The organism is Methylobacterium sp. WL64, assembly GCF_008039945.1.
GTDB lineage: Bacteria > Pseudomonadota > Alphaproteobacteria > Rhizobiales > Beijerinckiaceae > Methylobacterium.
The window spans coordinates 252,637-269,598 of the sequence record NZ_VRVA01000001.1 but is presented as its reverse complement, the minus strand read 5'-3'; the positions used below and the strand labels follow the sequence as shown (position 1 = coordinate 269,598).

The window sequence follows — 16,962 nt, the reverse complement described above, 5'->3', positions numbered from 1 at the left end:
GGGCGGGCCGGGCGCGCGCCTTGGGCGTCGGCGGTCACCAAATCTCGAGCGCTTTCCCTGATCCTGGAATCCCATAATCCGGTGATTGCGGCGGTCCAACGGCGAAAGCCGTGTGGTGGCGCATTCCGGTGACAGTCTCGGGCCGCCCGGCCGTGCAGGATGGCGCGATGCCCGAGGACTTTCTTCTCGGGTGCGTACCCGGAACCCGTCCGCGATGAGGCCGCTGGTCCTCGCCTTGCTGTGCGTTCACCTTGTCGCGATGGCGGCCGGGGTGAGCGCGTTCGCCCAATCGTCGCGGTCGTCGCGCCCCGCCGGGCCGGCGCGGATGAGCTGCGCCGAGGCGATGGCTCTCGTGAAGAGCGAGGGCGACGTGGTGATCGCCGGCGGTACCGTGCCGGAGCGTTTCGTCAGCGGCCCGGGCCAGTGCAGCGGCGGCGAGATCGCCGAACTGCGCTTCGTCCCCACCCGCGACAATCCGCAATGCCCGATCGGCTATCGCTGCCGCGAACCGGGCTTCGAGGAGTGGAACTGGTAGCGCGTGACCCGCCGTAGCGTGGCCTCGGCCGGATCGTGACGAAACTTTCACGTGACAGCGGCCGCGAAGTGCCACGTTCTCGCCATGACCCAGGGCCAAGGCCGCCGGGTTGCGTTCCCGAATGAACGCTCACGTTAGGCGGGAGACACGCGTGGCTTCACTCAGGACCGGGCTCGGGATCCAGGCCGTGCTCACGGCCGTGGCCGCGCTGATCCTGCTGGCGCTTCCGGGGATCCCCAGCCCACCGCTTTACGTCTCGCTCGCCGGCTTCGCGATGGCCGGTATCCTGATCGCCGCCAACGGCATCTCGGCCTACCTGAAGGTCTTCGTCTCGGTCTACGGGTTCGGCTACCTGCTGCTCGCCGGCCTGAAGACGAGCGCCGCCATGGGCCTGCTGCCCCCGGTGGTGGCCGCGCTGCTGCCGCCGGACTTCGCCGCCACCGGCGCGGTCGTGTTCGGCGCCATCGTGCTCGGCGTCTCGCATCTCGGTCCGATCCGCGCGATCACCGACATCGCCGACCCGTATTTCGCCAACCGCGACAAGCCGACCAAGGAGATCGGCCTGTTCCGCTGGTTCGGCAGCACCGAGGGCCGGATCGGCCGCAACCTGGTCGCGCTGTCGATCTTCGTGAACTTCGCCGACGTGGCGCTGACCCTGCGGTTCAACTTCTTCTACCGCGACATCTACAACGCGCTGCAGGAATACGACGCGACGGCGTTCTGGTACCAGTTGCTCTGGATCTTCGTCCCCCTGGCGACGCTCAACATCGCCATCGGCATGTTCGACCTATTCGTCGATTCCTCGCTGCACATCCGCTGGCGGACGTGGCTGACCCACAGCCTGTACGAGCGCTGGCTGGGCAACGGTACCCATTACCGCATCCCGTTCACCGACGAGGAAGCCGACAACCCGGATCAGCGGATCCAGGCCGACGTGAACCTGTTCATCCAGCAGACCGCGAGCCTGTCGATTCGGCTGCTGAGCCAGGCGGCGCAGCTCGTCTCGTTCATCGTGATCTTGTGGACCCTGTCGCGCGACTTCGTCGTGCCGTTCACCGATACGGTGATTCCAGGCTTCCTAGTCTGGCTGGTGATCGCCTACGCGGTGGTCGGCACCTGGCTCACCCACCTGATCGGCCGGCCCCTGATCGGGCTCAACTTCCGGCAGGAGCAGGTCGAGGCCGATTTCCGCTTCTCGCTGGCCCGCAACCGGATCTACTCGGAGCAGATTGCGCTGCTGCGCGGCGAGCGTGCGGAGGCGACGCGGCTCGGCTCGCTGTTCCATATGATCATCGACAACTACGTCGGCATCATCTTCCGGCGCATCAAGCTGATCGCCTTCACGTTCAGCTACCGGCAGGCCAGTGTGATCTTCCCGATGGTGCTGGCCGCGCCGTCGTTCTTCGCCAAGAAGATCACGCTCGGCGCTCTGCAGCAGACTTCGCAGGCGTTCTCGCAGGTTCAGAGCTCGCTGTCCTTCTTCGTGGACTCGTACACGACCCTCGCCTCGTACAAGGCCAACACCATCCGTCTCGGCTCCTTCCGCCGGGCGATGAGCAAGGCCGAGGCGCTGGAGACGGCGGGCTATGGTTTGATTCAGGGCAATGAGACCGCCAACGGCGTCACCGCCCGCGGGCTGGTACTCGCCCTGCCGGACGGCCGCGAGATCGTCTCGGCCCCGGAGCTGACCCTGCCGCAGGGCGGCGCCACCCTGGTCACCGGCCCCTCCGGCTCAGGCAAGTCGACGCTGTTCCGGGCGATCGCGGGCATCTGGCCGTTCGGCAAGGGCCGGGTGGACGTGCCGGCCGGGCAATCGACGCTGCTGTTGCCGCAACGGCCCTACATCCCGCAGGGGACGCTGCGCGGCGCCGTGGTCTACCCGAACACCGTCGATCAGTTCTCGGACGATGCGATCCGCGATGCCCTGACTGCGGCCCAGCTGCCGCACCTGATCGACCGCCTCGACGAGACCGACACCTGGGAGCGGCGACTGTCCGGCGGCGAGCAGCAGCGCCTCGCCATCGCCCGGGCGATCCTGGCCAAGCCCGCCTGGCTGTTCCTCGACGAGTCGACCGCGTCGCTCGACGAGCCGTCCGAGGCCAAAATCTACCGGATGCTGCGCGAGCGGCTGCCCGATACCACCATCGTATCGATCGGCCACCGCTCGACCCTCGACGCGTTCCACGACAAGCGTATCGTGCTGGAGCCGCAGGGCAACCTGTTCACGCCCCGGGAACGCCGGGAGCCGCAGCCGGCAGAATAAGTGCCATTTATCCCGGAAGCCCGGGGAAAATGCCCCGCAGAAGTTGCGCCTTGGAGATATTAAGGAACCTGTGACTGCGGGGTTCGTTTGTCATGCGATAAATAAATCGGAGGAACGCATGACCATGATCAAGACCCTCGCGGGCGCCGGCGCTCTCATCTTGATGTCGACTGCTGCTTTCGCGGCGCCTTGCGCGACCGGGACCACCGTGACGCGCGACAAGGAAGCCAGCAAGGCCTCGACCGTGGATCCGAGCGTGAAGACCCCGACCACCCCCGGCGCCAAGGCCGAGTCGCCCGGCACCGTCGGCGCCATGACCAATGCCGGCACCGCGACCTCGCCGTCGGACGTGCAGGCTCAGTCGCAGGGCAAGCCGACCGCTGCGCAGGCCGGCAAGGGCGGCGACGACTGCTGATCTGCTGTTGATCTGACGTGACGACGAACGCCCGCCCGGCCCTGCCGCGGCGGGCGTTCTCTTGAACGAAGACGCTTACGCAGTCCGGCGTAGCTTGGAGGCTGTCCGGGCCGCGCGGGTGGCGGCGTCGCGATCCAGGGCTCCGGGTTTCACGACCCAGCTGCCGCCGACGCACAACACCGACGGAACGGCCAGCCAATCCGGAGCGGTCGCCTCGGTGATGCCGCCGGTCGGGCAGAACTTCACCCGGCCGAACACGGAAGTCAGCGCCTTCAACGCCTTGATCCCGCCCGCCGCCTCGGCCGGGAAGAACTTGAACCGGTCGAGACCGTGGTCCAGGCCGCGCATGATGTCGGCGGCGGTGGCGATGCCCGGCAGGTAGGGCACGCCGTTGGCCTTTGCGGCATCGGTCAGCGGGTCCGTAAGCCCCGGCGAGACGATGAACTCCGCCCCGGCCGCCAGGGCGCTGTCGAGATCGCCGGGGTTCAGGACCGTGCCGGCCCCGACCACCGCCCCCTCGACCTGGGCCATCTCGCGGATCACCTCCAGCGCCGCGGGCGTCCGTAGGGTGACCTCGAGGGCCGTCAGCCCGCCCGCCACCAGCGCCTCGGCGATCGGCCGGGCCTGTGCGACATCCTCGATGACGAGGACCGGGATGACGGGCACGGAGCGCATCAGAGCGTCGATGCTGGTCAGATCGTTCATGATCGGCTTCTCCGGTTCGACGTTCAGAGGCCGGCCGCGGCGAGCATGGCGGAGGCGCCCCGCTCGGCGGTGTCGGCCCCTTGGCGCATGAAAGCGAACAGCTCCCGGCCGGTTCCGGCCTCGGGAACCGGCTGAACGGCCTCCTCGCGGGCGGCCAACTCGGCGTCGTCGACGAGGACCTCCAGGAGGCCCTCGGCGGCGCTGAGGCGGACGATGTCGCCGTCGCGGATCCGCCCGATGGCCCCACCGCCGAGCGCTTCCGGGCTCAAATGGATGGCCGCCGGCACCTTGCCGGAGGCGCCGGACATGCGCCCGTCCGTCACCAGGGCGACCTTATGGCCGCGATCCTGGAGCACGCCGAGCGGTGGCGTCAGCTTGTGCAGCTCGGGCATGCCGTTCGCGCGGGGGCCCTGGAATCGGACCACAACGACCACGTCGCGCTCCAATTCGCCGGCCTTGAACGCCTTAAGCACGTCGTCCTGGTCCGAGAACACCCGGGCCGGGGCCTCGATAGTCCGGCGGCTCTCTTCAACGGCGCTGGTCTTGAACGTCGCCCGGCCGAGGTTGCCGGTCACCAGCCGCATGCCGCCATCCGCCTGGAACGGGTTGCCCGGCCGGCGGATCATGGTGTCGTCCAGGCTCTCCGGCACGGCATCCTGGAAGGCGAGTTCGTCGCCGTCGAGCTTCGGGTCGCGGGCGTGGTCGCGCAGGGACTGGCCGGCCACCGTCAGGATGTCGTCGTGCAGCAGCCCGGCATCGAGCAGGGCCGCCATGACGAAGCTCATGCCGCCGGCGGCGTGGAAGTGGTTCACGTCGCCCGCGCCGTTCGGGTAGACCCGGGCGATCAGCGGCACGGCGTTGGACAGCTGGTCGATATCCTCCCAGTCGATCACGATGCCGGCGGCGCGCGCGATGGCCGGCAGGTGGATCGCGTGGTTGGTCGAGCCGCCGGTGGCGAGCAGGCCGACCGCGGCGTTCACGATCGCCTTCTCGTCCACGCACAGGCCGAGCGGCCTATAATCGTTGCCGTCCGCGCCGATCTCGGTGAGCCGATGGATCGCCGCCCGGGTCACGGCCTGGCGCAGCTTCGTGCCCGGATTGATGAACGAGGCGCCCGGCATGTGCAGGCCCATCATGTCCATCATCATCTGGTTCGAGTTGGCGGTGCCGTAGAACGTGCAGGTGCCGGCGCCGTGATAGGAGGCGGATTCGGATTCGAGCAGCTCCGCCCGGCCGACCTTGCCCTCGGCGTAGAGCTGGCGGATCCGCTGCTTCTCCTTGTTGGCGAGCCCAGAGGGCATCGGCCCCGCCGGGATCAGGATCGTCGGCAGGTGGCCGAAACGCAGCGCCCCGATCAGCAGGCCGGGCACGATCTTGTCGCAGATGCCCAGCAGCGCGGCGCCGTCGAACATGCCGTGGCTCAGCCCCACCGCGGTGGAGAGCGCGATCGTGTCGCGCGAGAACAGCGACAGCTCCATCCCTCGCTGCCCCTGGGTGACCCCGTCGCACATCGCCGGTGTGCCGCCGGCGACCTGCGCGGTGGCGCCGCGCTCCCGGGCGAACACCTTGATCTGATCGGGATAGCGCCCGTAGGGCTGATGCGCCGACAGCATGTCGTTGTAGGCGGTGACGATGCCGATGTTCATCACCGTCCGGCCGTCGCGAAGCGCCGGCTTGTCCTCGCCGGAGGCGGCGAAGCCGTGGGCGAGGTTGCCGCAGGCGAGCGTCGGCCGGTGCACGCCCGAATCGCGCTCCCGGGCGATCAGATCGAGATAGGTCCGCCGGGACTCGCGGGAGCGCGCCACGACGCGCTCGGTGACCGCCGCGACCTCGGGATGAAGCTCGGTCATGCTCGTTCCTCCGTCAGGGTGCCGGCGGATCGCAGGGCCGGCACTGATCCCGGCCGCGACCGCGTCGCACCGGGCTATCTAGGCGGTGCCCGGGACGATGTAACCCGGTTGCGGCGCAGGGCGGCCGAGCGCGGCTGCCGACGATGGCCGTCCCAATCACACCCTCATCCAGAGGCGCGAGCGCAGCGAGCCTCGAAGGATGTCTCCAGGGAGCGCGTCTGACTGGAGGGCTTCTTCGAGGGCGACGCTATGCGCCGCGACCTCCCGTTGAGGTCGCGGGTGGGAAGCTTGGGAATGACGGGTGTTCAATACTCCCAGAAGATGCGCTGCAGCTCCTTGGTGTCCTGCGTCTTGGTCAGTGCCACGGCGGCCAGGATCTTGGCCTTGGCCGGGTTGAGGTCGTGGGCGACCACCCAGTCGTATGTGTCGTCGGGCTGCTCGGCGTTGCGCAGGACCAGGCCGTCCGGCACCCGCGAGGAACGGATCACGATCGTACCCTTGGAGCGGATGTCCTTCAGCTTGTCCACGAGGTAGCCCGCCACCGAGCCGTTGCCGGTCCCGGCGTTGACGATCGCCTTAGCGCCGGCCTGAACCTCCGCGTCGTAGACGCCCGGGATCATGTTGCCTGAGCCGTACACGATACCCACCAGCGGCAGGCTGTCGATCTGGTCGATGTCGAATTCCGAACTCTTGTTGTGGCGCTTCGACAGGGAGCGGAAGAAGTAGGTCTTGCCCTCGATGACCATTCCGAGCGGCCCCCACTGGCTGTAGAAGGCGCTGGGGACGACGTTGGTCCGCTTATTCACGTCGCGGCCGGACTGGATCGTGTCGTTCATCGTGACGGTGACGCCCTGGCCGATCGCCTCCTTGCTGGCCGCGACCGTGACCGCATCGAGGAGGTTGAGGGCGCCGTCGGCCGAGATCGCCGTGCCCGGCCGCATGGAGCCGACGACGACGATCGGCTTGTCGCTCTTCACCACGAGGTCGAGGAAGAACGACGTCTCCTCGAGGGTGTCGGTGCCGTGGGTCACGACCACGCCATCGACGTCGTCCTGCTTCAGCAGGGCGGAGACCCGCTTGGCGAGCTGGACGAGCTGCGCGTCGGTGAAGCTTTCCGACGCAATCTGGAAGACCTGCTCGCCGCGCACGTTGGCGATGGTGTTCACCTGCGGCACCGCGGCAATCAGCTTGTCCACCGGCACCTTGGCGGCCGTGTACGTTGCGCTGTTGGCCGCGTCCGCCCCGGCGCCCGCGATCGTGCCACCGGTGGCCAGGATGACCACGTTCGGCTTCTTGACGGCCGCAGCGGTGCTGGAGTCGGTCATCTCGCGGGCGCCGGACGGGGTGGCCCCGATCGTGCCGGCCAACAACAGAGCCAGGGTCGCTCCGCGCAGGGAACAGGCCGCGCCGCTTCGGCAGGAGATCATCGGGGATCCTTGACGTCTGAAGAAGAATCGCGAGTCGGGCTCGCGTCCGGGATCGTAGACCCCGCTCGCCGGGAGGCAAGTTTCATGCAGCGACGACGCCGGCCGATGGATCCATTTCGTAAGCTTGGGCGTTCCATTGCGACGCTGTTCGTTCGGAGGTGGACCCCAATGCTGCATCTCGCCGGACTGCTCGACGAACTCGAGCGGAGCGAGCCCGCGCGGGCCGCGATGGCGATCCTCGAATCGGCGCTGGCCCGGCGGTCGGTCGAGGAGCAGACAGCGTTCTGGCGGGCCGTCGATCTCTATTACGTCTCGCGCAAAGCACCGCCGGAGCCCGTGGGTGCCGCCTTGGGGGTCGACCTAGGGGCCGAGCCGCAGATGGCTGTCGCCCTCTGAATTGACGCCGCGCGCTGCCCGGTTGGGCTCGATCGCTTCAAGGCGTCGCCAAGCGGTTCACGTCGCCAGCGCGCGGAACTGCCGACCTTCGGTCGAGCAGGCGGTTGAGATAGCGCCGCGCCGGCTGCTCGATCAGGAACAGACTCACGAGCCCCATGGCGATCGCGGGCAGGACCAGGGCCTTGCTGGCCGTCCCGCCGAGCCGATCGTGGAGCACGTAGAAGGGCTGCTGCCACAGGTAGATCGCGTACGACCACGCGCCGAACAGCAGCAGCGGTTTCGCGCTCAGGCCCCGGCGCAGGAGGGCCGGTGCGCTCGGCAACGAGGCCACCGCCAAGGCCAGGAGCGCGGAGCCCAGACTGTACTTGATCGGATCGGGGACGGCCGCGACGTTCAGGGCGAGGCCGGCCAGCGCCAGGAATGCCGGCCGCCACGACGTCCGCGGCGCGCTCCGGCCGACCGTCAGGTAGGCGGCAGCCCCGAACAGTATCGACGCCACCCGAACATCGCTGCGCCAGTAGACCGCCGTGTAATCGCCGCCCAGCGCAGTCGAGACCGCGCCGTTGAGGCTGGCGAGGGCTGCCAGGGCGGCGAGAACCGGGGCCACGGGAAACGCGTGCCGGCGGCTGAGGAGCGCGATCATCCCGAGCAGGATGTAGCCGTGCTCCTCGATGCAGAGCGACCAGATGTGGTCGACATTCGGCACCTCCGGAAACCACAAGTGGTAATAGTTGTAGGTCAGCGTCAGGGCTGCGACGCAGCCGTAGAACTGCTGGTCGTGGCCCGTGGCGAGGACGAGCCCGGTCATCGCCAGCACGAAGCAGATCAGCGCCGGATAGATCCGGGCGGCCCGGCGGAGGAAGAACGTCTTCAACGGCGTGCCGCGTTCGAACAGGATCTCGGCCATCAGGCGGCCGCTGAGCACGAAGAAGAACTCCACCCCGAAACGGCCGAGATTGATGCCGCGGGTCGTGCCGAAGTGGCCGACGAGCACGAGCAGGATCGCGCAGCCGCGCCACCCGTCGAGGAAAGGCCAATGACGCGGGGGCATGGTGCGCCTCTCGAACCTCAGGTTCGACAGTCTGGCGGCGCGCTGCCTTGGCTTTGCGAGATGACCTTAGGGGGTAGGTTCTTGAGGCGCGTGCCACCGGCGGTTCGAAAGGCGTAGGGTCATTGCGAGGCCCGATCCTGGACCGGTGCCGGTCCCGACCCACGCGGATGGGGCCGGGCTTCCGCTGGGCGACCTCGCAAGACGTTGAACGGTCATCGGTTCCGCGTTCGGCGTCGCGGCCCGGGAGGCCGTAGCGGCGGCCCGGGCCCCTGCGGAAGTCGAGCTTTCCGGCGCTCGGGTCAATCCGCGGCCGTTGCTCCGCGCGCGATCAAAACACCGAGATCAGCACGATGCCGGCTGCCATCAGCAAGCCGCCGATCAGCCGACCGATCCCGGCGCGGACGCGCTTCATGCCGAGCCAACCGAAATGGTCGATGGCGATGGAGGTGAACAGGTTGGCGGTGATCAGCAGACCGTTGAAGGCGCCGGCTCCGACCTTGTCGACGAACAGCAGGCCGGCGAACACCGCCACCGCCCCGGCGATGCCGCCCAGCGCGCCCCACCACGGCACCCGGGCTACGTCCGCCCGGGTCGGCAGCGGGGTCGGGCGGAGCAGGAACACGAACAGGAAGACCAACGCGACCGGGATGAATGACACGGTGGCGGCGAGCCAGGGATTCACCAGGGCGCCGCGCAGCTGCGCGTTGAGCACCACGCCGACGGCCTGGAGCGAGCCCGCGACCAGGATGAACGGGTAGAGCAACCGTGCCATCAGGCCGCCCTTGCCCGACTCGGCCTGCTCGTCGTCCGATTTCGGGCCGGTGGCGCGGGCGATGAACACGATGCCGACCACCATCAGCAGCCCGCCGAGCCACGGCATCGCCTTGAAGCCCCCGGCCTTCAGGCCGAACAGGCCGAGGCTGTCGAGCGCCAGGGAGGTCAGGATGTTGGCCGTGATGGTCAGGCCGTTGAACGGGCCGGCCCCGACCTTGTCGACGAAGGCGAGCCCGCCGAACACCGCCACCGCGCCGGCCACCCCGCCGAGCGGCGCGTACCAGGGCATCGTGCCGAGGGTCTCCAGCGTCGGCAGCGGCGTCGGCATGGTGAAGAACAGGATCGTGAACACGATCACGATCGGCATGAACGAGTAGGTCGCCGCGAGCCACGGGTTAACGAGCGCGTCGCGCAGGCGCGCGTTCATGGAATTGCCGAGCGCCTGCAAGGCGCCGGCGACCAGGATGAAGGGATAGAGCAGGGCGGCGTTCAAGATCGGGGTCTCCGGTCGTGGGAGGGCGAGGCGGTTTGGTGCGGCGTCGTCCTGGGAACCGGAGACCGGGCTCTCAGACGAGCAGCAGCGCGGCGAGGGCCAGCACGAGGGCGGGCGGCATCACCAGCAGGCCGAGCTTCAGGAACTGCCAAGCCGACACGTCCTCGCCCTCGCGGCGGATCGCGGTGAGCCAGAGGATCGTGGCGAGCGAGCCGGTGACCGACAGGTTCGGCCCGAGATCGACGCCGATCAGGATCGCGCCCGCGACCTTGTGGGAAACCTCGGCGGCCTGGACCGCAGCCCCAGCGAGCAGGCCGGCCGGCAAATTGTTCACGAGGTTGGTGCCGAAGGCGACGAGGGCGCCGCCCGCCCAGGCGGTGGCGGTGGGATCGCCCTGGGCGTAGCTCTTCAGGGTGTCGGCCAGCAGGGTCAGCACACCGGTCTTCTCCAGCGCCTCCACCAGCACGAACAGGCCCGCCACCAACGGCAGGACCGCCCAGGACACGTCCTTCACCACCTCGACCAGGCCGCCGCGGTTGAGCGCCACCACCAGCAGGGTCGTGGCGAGGCCGGCCACGAAGGTTGGCAGGCCGAGTTCGATGCCGGCGGCCGAGGCGCCGATCAGCGCGCCCGCGGTGGCGATAATGCCCAGGCCCGCGACCTTGCCGCCGAGGCCGAGCTGTACGGCCTCGACATCGGTCTTGATGGTCTGGCCCTTGAGCCGGCTGTTCTGGGTCAGCCGCAGCACCGCGTAGGTGGCGACGATCGCCAGCGCCGAGGGCAGTGCGAACGTGGCGAGCCACTGGCCGAGAGGCGGCATGTCGGTGGCGAACACCACCAGGTTGGCCGGGTTCGAGATCGGCAGCACAAAGCTCGCCGCGTTGGCGATGAAGGCGCAGATGAACAGGTAGGGCAGGGGCTCCGCGTCGGCGGCCTTGGCGGCGGCGTAGACCGCGGGCGTCAGCACCACCGCGCAGGCATCGTTGGACAGGAACACCGTCACCACGGTGCCGACAAGGTAGATCAACAGGAACAGCCGGGTCGGCGAGCCCTTGGCTGCCCGCACGGCGAGGCCGGCGAGCCAATCGAACAGCCCCTCCTTCCGGGCGATCTCGGCCAGCAGCATCATGCCGACCAGGAACAGGTAGACGTCGGTGCCCTTCAAGACGCCGTCGAGGGCGACATGCCAGGGCAGGAGGCCGAGCACGACCAGAAGGGCGGCGCCGAGCACCGCCCAGATCGCCTCCGGCCACGAGAACGGGCGCACGATCACGCCCAGGGTGGCGAGCGCGGCGATGCCCCAGGTCGCCAAATTCGGTGTCAGGCTCAATCCAGCGAACACGTCTAACGATCTCCCCCCGGAGGCGTGGCGAGGCTCACCACTTGGTCACGATCACCACTTGCGGCCGTAGCGGTTGGGTCCGAGCTGGTCGCCGCGGATACCCTTCCCGACCCAGCTCTGGATCCGGCCCGCGTCGCTACCCGGATTTTCCGGCATCGGCGGCGCGGCCGCATGGTCCGAAAAAGCGATTACCGGCTCGATCACGTCGGTGTCGACGTAGTCCGGGCCGTGCCCGGGCCAGCATTCATGCACCGCCTCGACCTGGATGCTGCGTCCGCCTCCGTCCCAGGACAGCGCCGCCGCATAGCAGCGCGCCCCCTCCGCCCGGTGCATCAGGATCCACGGGCCTGTATCGACCCGGCAATGGACGTAGCGCGGCGGTGCGTCCGAGAGCACGACGGCCCGGACGGCGATCCGCCCGTCGGCGTCGAGCGCCATGCCGCACGTCACATCCGTCGTCGGCAGCGTGGCGACGCGGCGGTCGGCCGGGCTTGTGATCAGCACGAACGGCGCGGTCCGGTCGAGGGCGCGGAACCGCCAGCTCGTCACCGGCCCATCGATCGCCGCGACCGCGTAACCGACCGAGCCGTCCTCGTTCTGCCCGACCGAGCGGGCGGCGGCGTAGAGGGTCCGGCCATCGGGTGCGAGCTCATTGTAGTGGGTGTGGCCCATCTCCACGAGGCGGACCCGGGTCGCCCAGACCAGACCTCCGATATCGAGACGGTCATCGGGCTCGCGCAGGTCGTCCGGATAGGCGTGCATGAACACGGCACACGGTATTTTCTTGTCGGCCGCGTCGGTGAGCTGATCGCTCAGCCACTGGGTCTGGCAACCGCCGAGCCGAAAATCGAGGCCGATGCCTTTCCGGCTGAAACCGGGGCTGATCATGTCGACGAACAGGCAGCGCACGCCCTGGATATCGGCGCTGGCGCAGTAATGCGGGATCGGCAGGACCGGCCAGGTCTCGGGACAGCCGGACGGCGGCTGTTCCAGCTCCCAGGTGATCGGTTCCGGCAACCGGGCCCCCAGGCTCGCCGCGAAGGCGTGGAACGCGTCCATCCGCCCGTGCTGGCGGTCGTGGTCGCCCGGGATCAATCGCAGCGGCAGGTGCGGATGCCGGTCGAGCGCGTCCTTCAGGATGCGGTATTCCGCGGCATAGCCGTTCTCGGCCAAATCGCCCGGCAGGTAGACGAAGTCGAACAGGTCCTGGGGGGCGATCGTCGCGATCTGATCGAGGATCGCGGCGAGGTCGCGGGCATTCTGCGCGTCGGGATCCTGCAGGTGCAGGTCGCCGACATGCAGGAAGACGAGCGGCTCGCGCGCAGGCGAGGACTGGTGGTCGGGGGCGGACATCGGAGGTTCCCGTCGGCGGTTCAGACGGCCGCCGGTACGGCCGGCGGAAGGCCGGAGCCGCTATCCGGTGTGCCGCTCGCGGCTTCCCCGCCCCGTGTCTCGGGCATCAGCGTCAGGTAGAGGACGAAGCCGAGCCCGGCGATCGCGGCCAGCGCCAGGAAGGCGGTGGAATAGCCGGCCGACACGATGATCAGTCCGGCCAGCGTCGCGCTCACCGAGGCGCCGACCCCCTGGGCCGTGGCCACCGCCCCCTGGGCTGCGTTGAACCGCCCGGCGCCCCGGGTCAGGTCGGCGACGACGATCGGGAACAGGGCGCCGTAGATGCCGGCCCCGACCCCGTCGAGGAGCTGGACGCCGACCAGCCAGAACGGGTTGTCCGAGAGCGTGTAGAGCACGCCGCGCAAAGCCAGCACGCCGAAGGCCGCCAGGAAGATCGGTTTGCGGCCGATGATGTCGGCCCGGGCGCCGACGAACACCGCCACCGGCACCATCACGCATTGTGCGGCGACGATGCACACGGCGATCAGCGACGTCGCGTGGTCCTTGCCGGAGAGATGGGTCAGCAGCTGCCCGACCGAGGTCAGCATCGCGGCGTTGGACAGGTGGAAGATCGCGCAGAGGACGGCGAACAGCATCAGCGGCTTGTTCTGCAGCAGCGTCTTGAGGCCGGAGGGCTGTTCGTCCGCCTTGGCCTCCGCCTCGGTCATGCCGCGGGCGAGGTCGTCGTCGATGGCATCGGCCGGGACCAGCAGCATGGCACCGATCGAGAGCGCGGCCAGCACGCCCATCAGCCAGAACACCACGATCGGACCGAAGAAGTAGGCCAAGCCGCCGGCGATGGCCGCGGAGGCGGCGTTGCCGGCATGGTTGAAGCCTTCGTTGCGGCCGATCCGCTTGGCGAACATCTTCGGGCCGACGACGCCGAGCGTGATCGCGGCCAGCGCCGGCGGGAAGATGGTGCCGGCCACGTGAGCGATCGATTGCGTGGCGGTCACGAGGTAGAAGTTCGAGATGAACGGCAGGATCAGGCAGCTCGCCGTGACCGCGATGGCACCCCCGATCACGATCGCCCGCTTGTGATTGGTGGCATCGATCAGCGCGCCGGCCGGCGTCTGCGCCACGAGACCCAGGATGCCCGCGATGGTCATCACAAGGCCGGTGGTGGCCTCGTTCCAACCCTGGTCCGGCCCCCGGACCGCGATCAGGTAGATCGCCAAATAGGGCCCGAGCCCGTCGCGCACGTCGGCGAGGAAGAAGTTGAGGGCGTCGAGGCCGCGCAACGCCTTGGTGGAGGGAGTCCGGACGGTCGCGCCGCGCGCCGCCGCTCCGGTATCGGTCCTGTCCATCCTGATCCTGGCCCCCGCCCGAATACCGCCGCGGCCGGACCCTGTCTGGGACGGCACGTGACGAGCTTGACGCCCGCTTAATCCATCTGTTCCCTGTAATTGTTCGAGAAGACTCGTTCGGGGACGATTCTCAGGCCTGTGAGTGGTTTACCCACCCTTGGCCTCGCCGGATGCGTCGGGATTCGCGACATCAACCGTCGCTTCTGCCGACAGGTCTGTTCCCGGAGCGGCGAGCCCGTAGCGCTCGATCTTGGCGTAGAGGAGCTGGCGCTGGATTCCGAGGCGGCGAGCGGCCCGGGCCCGGTTTCCGTCCGCTTCGCGAAGCGCCACGGCGATCATGGTCCGCTCCAGGCGGGCGACGGCGCCGGGCAGGTCGCCCGCGAGCCAGTCCGCCGGCCATCCCTCCGGGGCGCCCCCATCCCCGGAAAGCGGTGCGGCACGCGCCGTCGGGAGATCGATCGCGTCGGCCGCGATCACCCCGCAGCGCACCAGCACCGCGGCACGCTCGACGGTATTGCGCAATTCGCGGACATTGCCCGGCCAGCCATAGGCCAGCAGCCGGGACGCGGCGCCCGCGCTCAGCCGCTTGCCCGAGGGACCGAGAAAATGCTCGGCCAGCGGCACGATGTCGGCCAGGCGCTCGCGCAGGGGCGGCAGCAGGATCGGCACGACGTTGAGGCGGTAGTAGAGGTCGGCCCGGAACCGGCCCTGGTCCACCAGCACCGGCAGGTCGCGGTGGGTCGCGGCGATCAGGCGGACATCGACGCGCCCCGACCGGCCGCCGAGCGGCGTGACCATGCGGTCCTGGATCACCCGCAGGATCTTGGCCTGCATCGGCGGGGGCATGTCGCCGATCTCGTCGAGAAACAGCGTGCCGCCTTCAGCCTGATGGAAGGCGCCGGCCCGGTCGACGACCGCGCCCGTGAAGGCGCCGCGGACATGGCCGAACAGCTCGCTCTCCAGCAGGTCGGGTGGGATCGCGGCACAGTTGACCGGCACGAACGGCCGTCCCCGGCGGGCGGAATAGGCGTGGAGCGCGCGTGCCACCTCCTCCTTGCCGGTCCCGGTCTCGCCCTGGATCAGCACCGTGGAGTCGGTGTCGGCGACGAGACCGATCGTCTTCTGGACGCGGCGCATGCCGACACTCGAGCCGATCAGGCCACCCTCGAGATTGCCGTCGTCCGGATCCGGCCTGACGCTCGAGAGCATCGCATCGAGGGCGGCGGCGAGCTCGGAGCGCCCGACCGGCTTGGTGAGGTGGTCGTGGGCGCCGAGGCGCATCGCCTCGATCGTATTGGCCGGGCTCGCGAAGGCGGTGAGCACCGTCACGGGCGGCCTGGCCTTCAGGGCGCAGATCCGCGCCAGGGTCTCCATGCCGTCGAGGTCGCCCGGCATCCGCAGGTCGAGCAGCACAGCCGAAACCGGCTCCGTCTTCATAAGCGCCAGGGCCTCCGCCCCGGAGGCGGCCGGCAGGGGCCGGTGGCCGAGATCGGCCACGGTCTCGGCCAGCCCCTCGCGCAGGGCGGAATCGTCGTCGACGATCAGGATGGTCGCCATGGCAGGTCCAGCACGAAGGTGGTCTCGGGCGCGCCATCGATCAGCCTGACGGCGCCGCGATGCGCCAGAGCGATCTCACGCACGATTGCGAGACCGAGGCCGGTCCCGTCCGGCCGTCCGGTCACGAATGGCTCGAACAGCCCGGGGCGGATCGCGGGATCGATGCCGGGGCCGGTGTCGCTCACCCGCAGGTGCAGACGCACCGCGCCCTCGACCGCCACGCGTTCGGCAGTGAGGCGGACCCGGCCCCCCGGGGGCGTGTGCTGGAGCGCGTTGAGCAGCAGGTTGTCGAGGGCGCGGGCGATCTGGGCCCCGTCGATCTGCGGCCGGTCCGCTCCGCGCAACGCGTCCCCCTCGATCGCGATCCGCACGGCCCCGGCGCTCGCCAGATCCTCGTGCAGGCGCGCGCAATTGGACAGCAGCGCCGCGATGTCGGTGGGGCTGCGGGTGAGCGTGCGGGCCTGGGTGAGGTTCAGGAGGTCGCGCAGCAGGTGATCGACCCGGGCGATCTGGCCGAGCACGCTCTCCAGGGCCACGGTGGCCCGCTCCGGGGTGCCGCTGGCCAGGGCGTTCTCGGCCTTGAGCCGCATCGCCGCGATCGGATTGCGGATCTCGTGGGCGATACTGGCCGCGAGGCGCCCGACGGCCGCCAGGCGTTCCGCGGCCACGACCCGCGCCCGCGCCTCGCGGAGGCGCCCGCCCGCGGCGTTGAGCGCATCGACCAGCCGGTCGAGCTCGCGCTCGCCGGTCCGTTGCAACCGCGGCAGGTCCTCTCCGTCCGGCGGGGGCGCGGCCAGGGCGGCCTCCAACCGGGCGATCCGGCCCGAGAACCCGTACAGGAACCATCCGAGGAAGGCGGCCGAGCCCAGCACGGTCACGGCCAGGAAGCCGAGGCCCGCCAGGAAGCGTGTGTAGGCGGGCCCGTCGTTGACGTGAGCGCGGCCCATCGTCCAGGCGGTCAGCCCGGGTTCGGGTCCGTGCAGCGGGCAGCCCTGAACCAGTAGAACCTGCGTGCGGCTCGGCCGGCGGAACGCCACGGCGTGGTCCACCCGCAGGGCCTGGGCGTTCACCCCCGCGATGCTGTCGCGCTCGGCCTCGGGGAGGTCGGTCTTCGGCCCGGTGCCCTCGTAGGTCGGGTACGCGTAGGCGACCGGGCCGTCCGCGGCACTCCAGACACCGCCCTCGATGCCCGGGAAGAGTTCGAGCGCCGCCCCGACGGTGCCGCCGAGCTCGCTTCGCGGGATGGTACCCTTGGTGCGGCGGGTGAGAGCGGCGTAGCGGTCGATGATCTCCCGGCAGGCCCGCCCGACCGCGACCTCCGCCTGCGCGACCTGGACGGCCGTGGATTGGCTGTAGAAGCCGAACATCAGGTAGGCGGTGGCCGCCGCCGAGGCCAGCAGCAGGATCCAGAGGGCGAGCAGCCGGGCGCGCAGGCTATAGGCCGTCACGGCGCAG

At 69.5% G+C, this 16,962-nt stretch carries 14 protein-coding genes; 4 read left to right on the top strand and 10 right to left on the bottom strand.

Going from position 1 to position 16,962, the window contains the following annotated elements; translation table 11 throughout:
- The first annotated feature begins 214 nt into the window (after positions 1-214).
- The 3 genes from FV242_RS01245 (at position 215) to FV242_RS01235 (ending at position 3,213) form a co-directional block, all read left to right on the top strand.
- The gene (locus FV242_RS01245; RefSeq protein ID WP_147908755.1) at positions 215-535 is read left to right on the top strand and encodes a hypothetical protein; all 321 of its coding nucleotides are present in this window, start codon (positions 215-217) and stop codon (positions 533-535) included.
- A gap of 151 nt (positions 536-686) precedes the next feature.
- Positions 687-2,798: an ABC transporter ATP-binding protein/permease gene (locus FV242_RS01240; protein WP_147908754.1), complete on the top strand. Its 2,112-nt coding sequence runs from the start codon at positions 687-689 to the stop codon at positions 2,796-2,798.
- Positions 2,799-2,916: 118 nt separating this feature from the next.
- Positions 2,917-3,213: a hypothetical protein gene (locus tag FV242_RS01235; RefSeq protein ID WP_147908753.1), complete on the top strand. Its 297-nt coding sequence runs from the start codon at positions 2,917-2,919 to the stop codon at positions 3,211-3,213.
- Between the two features lie 75 nt (positions 3,214-3,288).
- Here FV242_RS01235 and eda read toward each other — a convergent pair whose 3' ends face one another.
- The 3 genes from eda to FV242_RS01220 all read right to left on the bottom strand — a co-directional run bounded on the left by eda (position 3,289) and on the right by FV242_RS01220 (position 7,195).
- Positions 3,289-3,909: a bifunctional 4-hydroxy-2-oxoglutarate aldolase/2-dehydro-3-deoxy-phosphogluconate aldolase gene (gene eda / locus FV242_RS01230; RefSeq protein ID WP_147937653.1), complete on the bottom strand. Its 621-nt coding sequence runs from the start codon at positions 3,907-3,909 to the stop codon at positions 3,289-3,291.
- A gap of 32 nt (positions 3,910-3,941) precedes the next feature.
- Positions 3,942-5,768 (bottom strand): phosphogluconate dehydratase, encoded by a 1,827-nt coding sequence (gene edd / locus FV242_RS01225; RefSeq protein WP_147937634.1) that lies wholly within the window; start codon positions 5,766-5,768, stop codon positions 3,942-3,944.
- Between the two features lie 305 nt (positions 5,769-6,073).
- Entirely contained in the window at positions 6,074-7,195 is a 1,122-nt protein-coding gene (locus tag FV242_RS01220) for an asparaginase (RefSeq protein WP_147853624.1), read from the bottom strand.
- 168 nt (positions 7,196-7,363) lie between these two features.
- Here FV242_RS01220 and FV242_RS01215 point away from each other — a divergent pair, with 168 nt between their 5' ends.
- On the top strand, positions 7,364-7,591 hold the full coding sequence (locus tag FV242_RS01215) for a hypothetical protein (RefSeq protein ID WP_147937633.1): 228 nt from the start codon (positions 7,364-7,366) through the stop codon (positions 7,589-7,591).
- Between the two features lie 37 nt (positions 7,592-7,628).
- Here the strand turns inward: FV242_RS01215 and FV242_RS01210 are convergent, their stop codons facing one another.
- The 7 genes from FV242_RS01210 to FV242_RS01180 all read right to left on the bottom strand — a co-directional run bounded on the left by FV242_RS01210 (position 7,629) and on the right by FV242_RS01180 (position 16,955).
- Positions 7,629-8,642, bottom strand: coding sequence for an acyltransferase (locus FV242_RS01210; protein ID WP_147908749.1), 1,014 nt, complete (start codon positions 8,640-8,642; stop codon positions 7,629-7,631).
- A gap of 328 nt (positions 8,643-8,970) precedes the next feature.
- Positions 8,971-9,909 (bottom strand): DMT family transporter, encoded by a 939-nt coding sequence (locus FV242_RS01205; RefSeq protein ID WP_147937632.1) that lies wholly within the window; start codon positions 9,907-9,909, stop codon positions 8,971-8,973.
- A 73-nt stretch (positions 9,910-9,982) separates the two neighbouring features.
- Positions 9,983-11,251, bottom strand: a complete 1,269-nt coding sequence (locus FV242_RS01200) for an arsenic transporter (protein WP_147908747.1) — start codon at positions 11,249-11,251, stop codon at positions 9,983-9,985.
- 51 nt (positions 11,252-11,302) lie between these two features.
- Positions 11,303-12,604 (bottom strand): metallophosphoesterase, encoded by a 1,302-nt coding sequence (locus tag FV242_RS01195; protein ID WP_147937631.1) that lies wholly within the window; start codon positions 12,602-12,604, stop codon positions 11,303-11,305.
- A 20-nt stretch (positions 12,605-12,624) separates the two neighbouring features.
- A complete protein-coding gene (locus FV242_RS01190) occupies positions 12,625-13,950 on the bottom strand; it encodes an MFS transporter (RefSeq protein WP_147937630.1) in 1,326 nt (441 codons plus the stop codon).
- Positions 13,951-14,097: 147 nt separating this feature from the next.
- A complete protein-coding gene (locus FV242_RS01185; RefSeq protein ID WP_147937629.1) occupies positions 14,098-15,507 on the bottom strand; it encodes a sigma-54 dependent transcriptional regulator in 1,410 nt (469 codons plus the stop codon).
- Entirely contained in the window at positions 15,492-16,955 is a 1,464-nt protein-coding gene (locus FV242_RS01180; protein ID WP_147937628.1) for a sensor histidine kinase, read from the bottom strand. Before FV242_RS01180 ends, FV242_RS01185 begins: the two co-directional genes overlap by 16 nt.
- Positions 16,956-16,962: the final 7 nt, after the last annotated feature.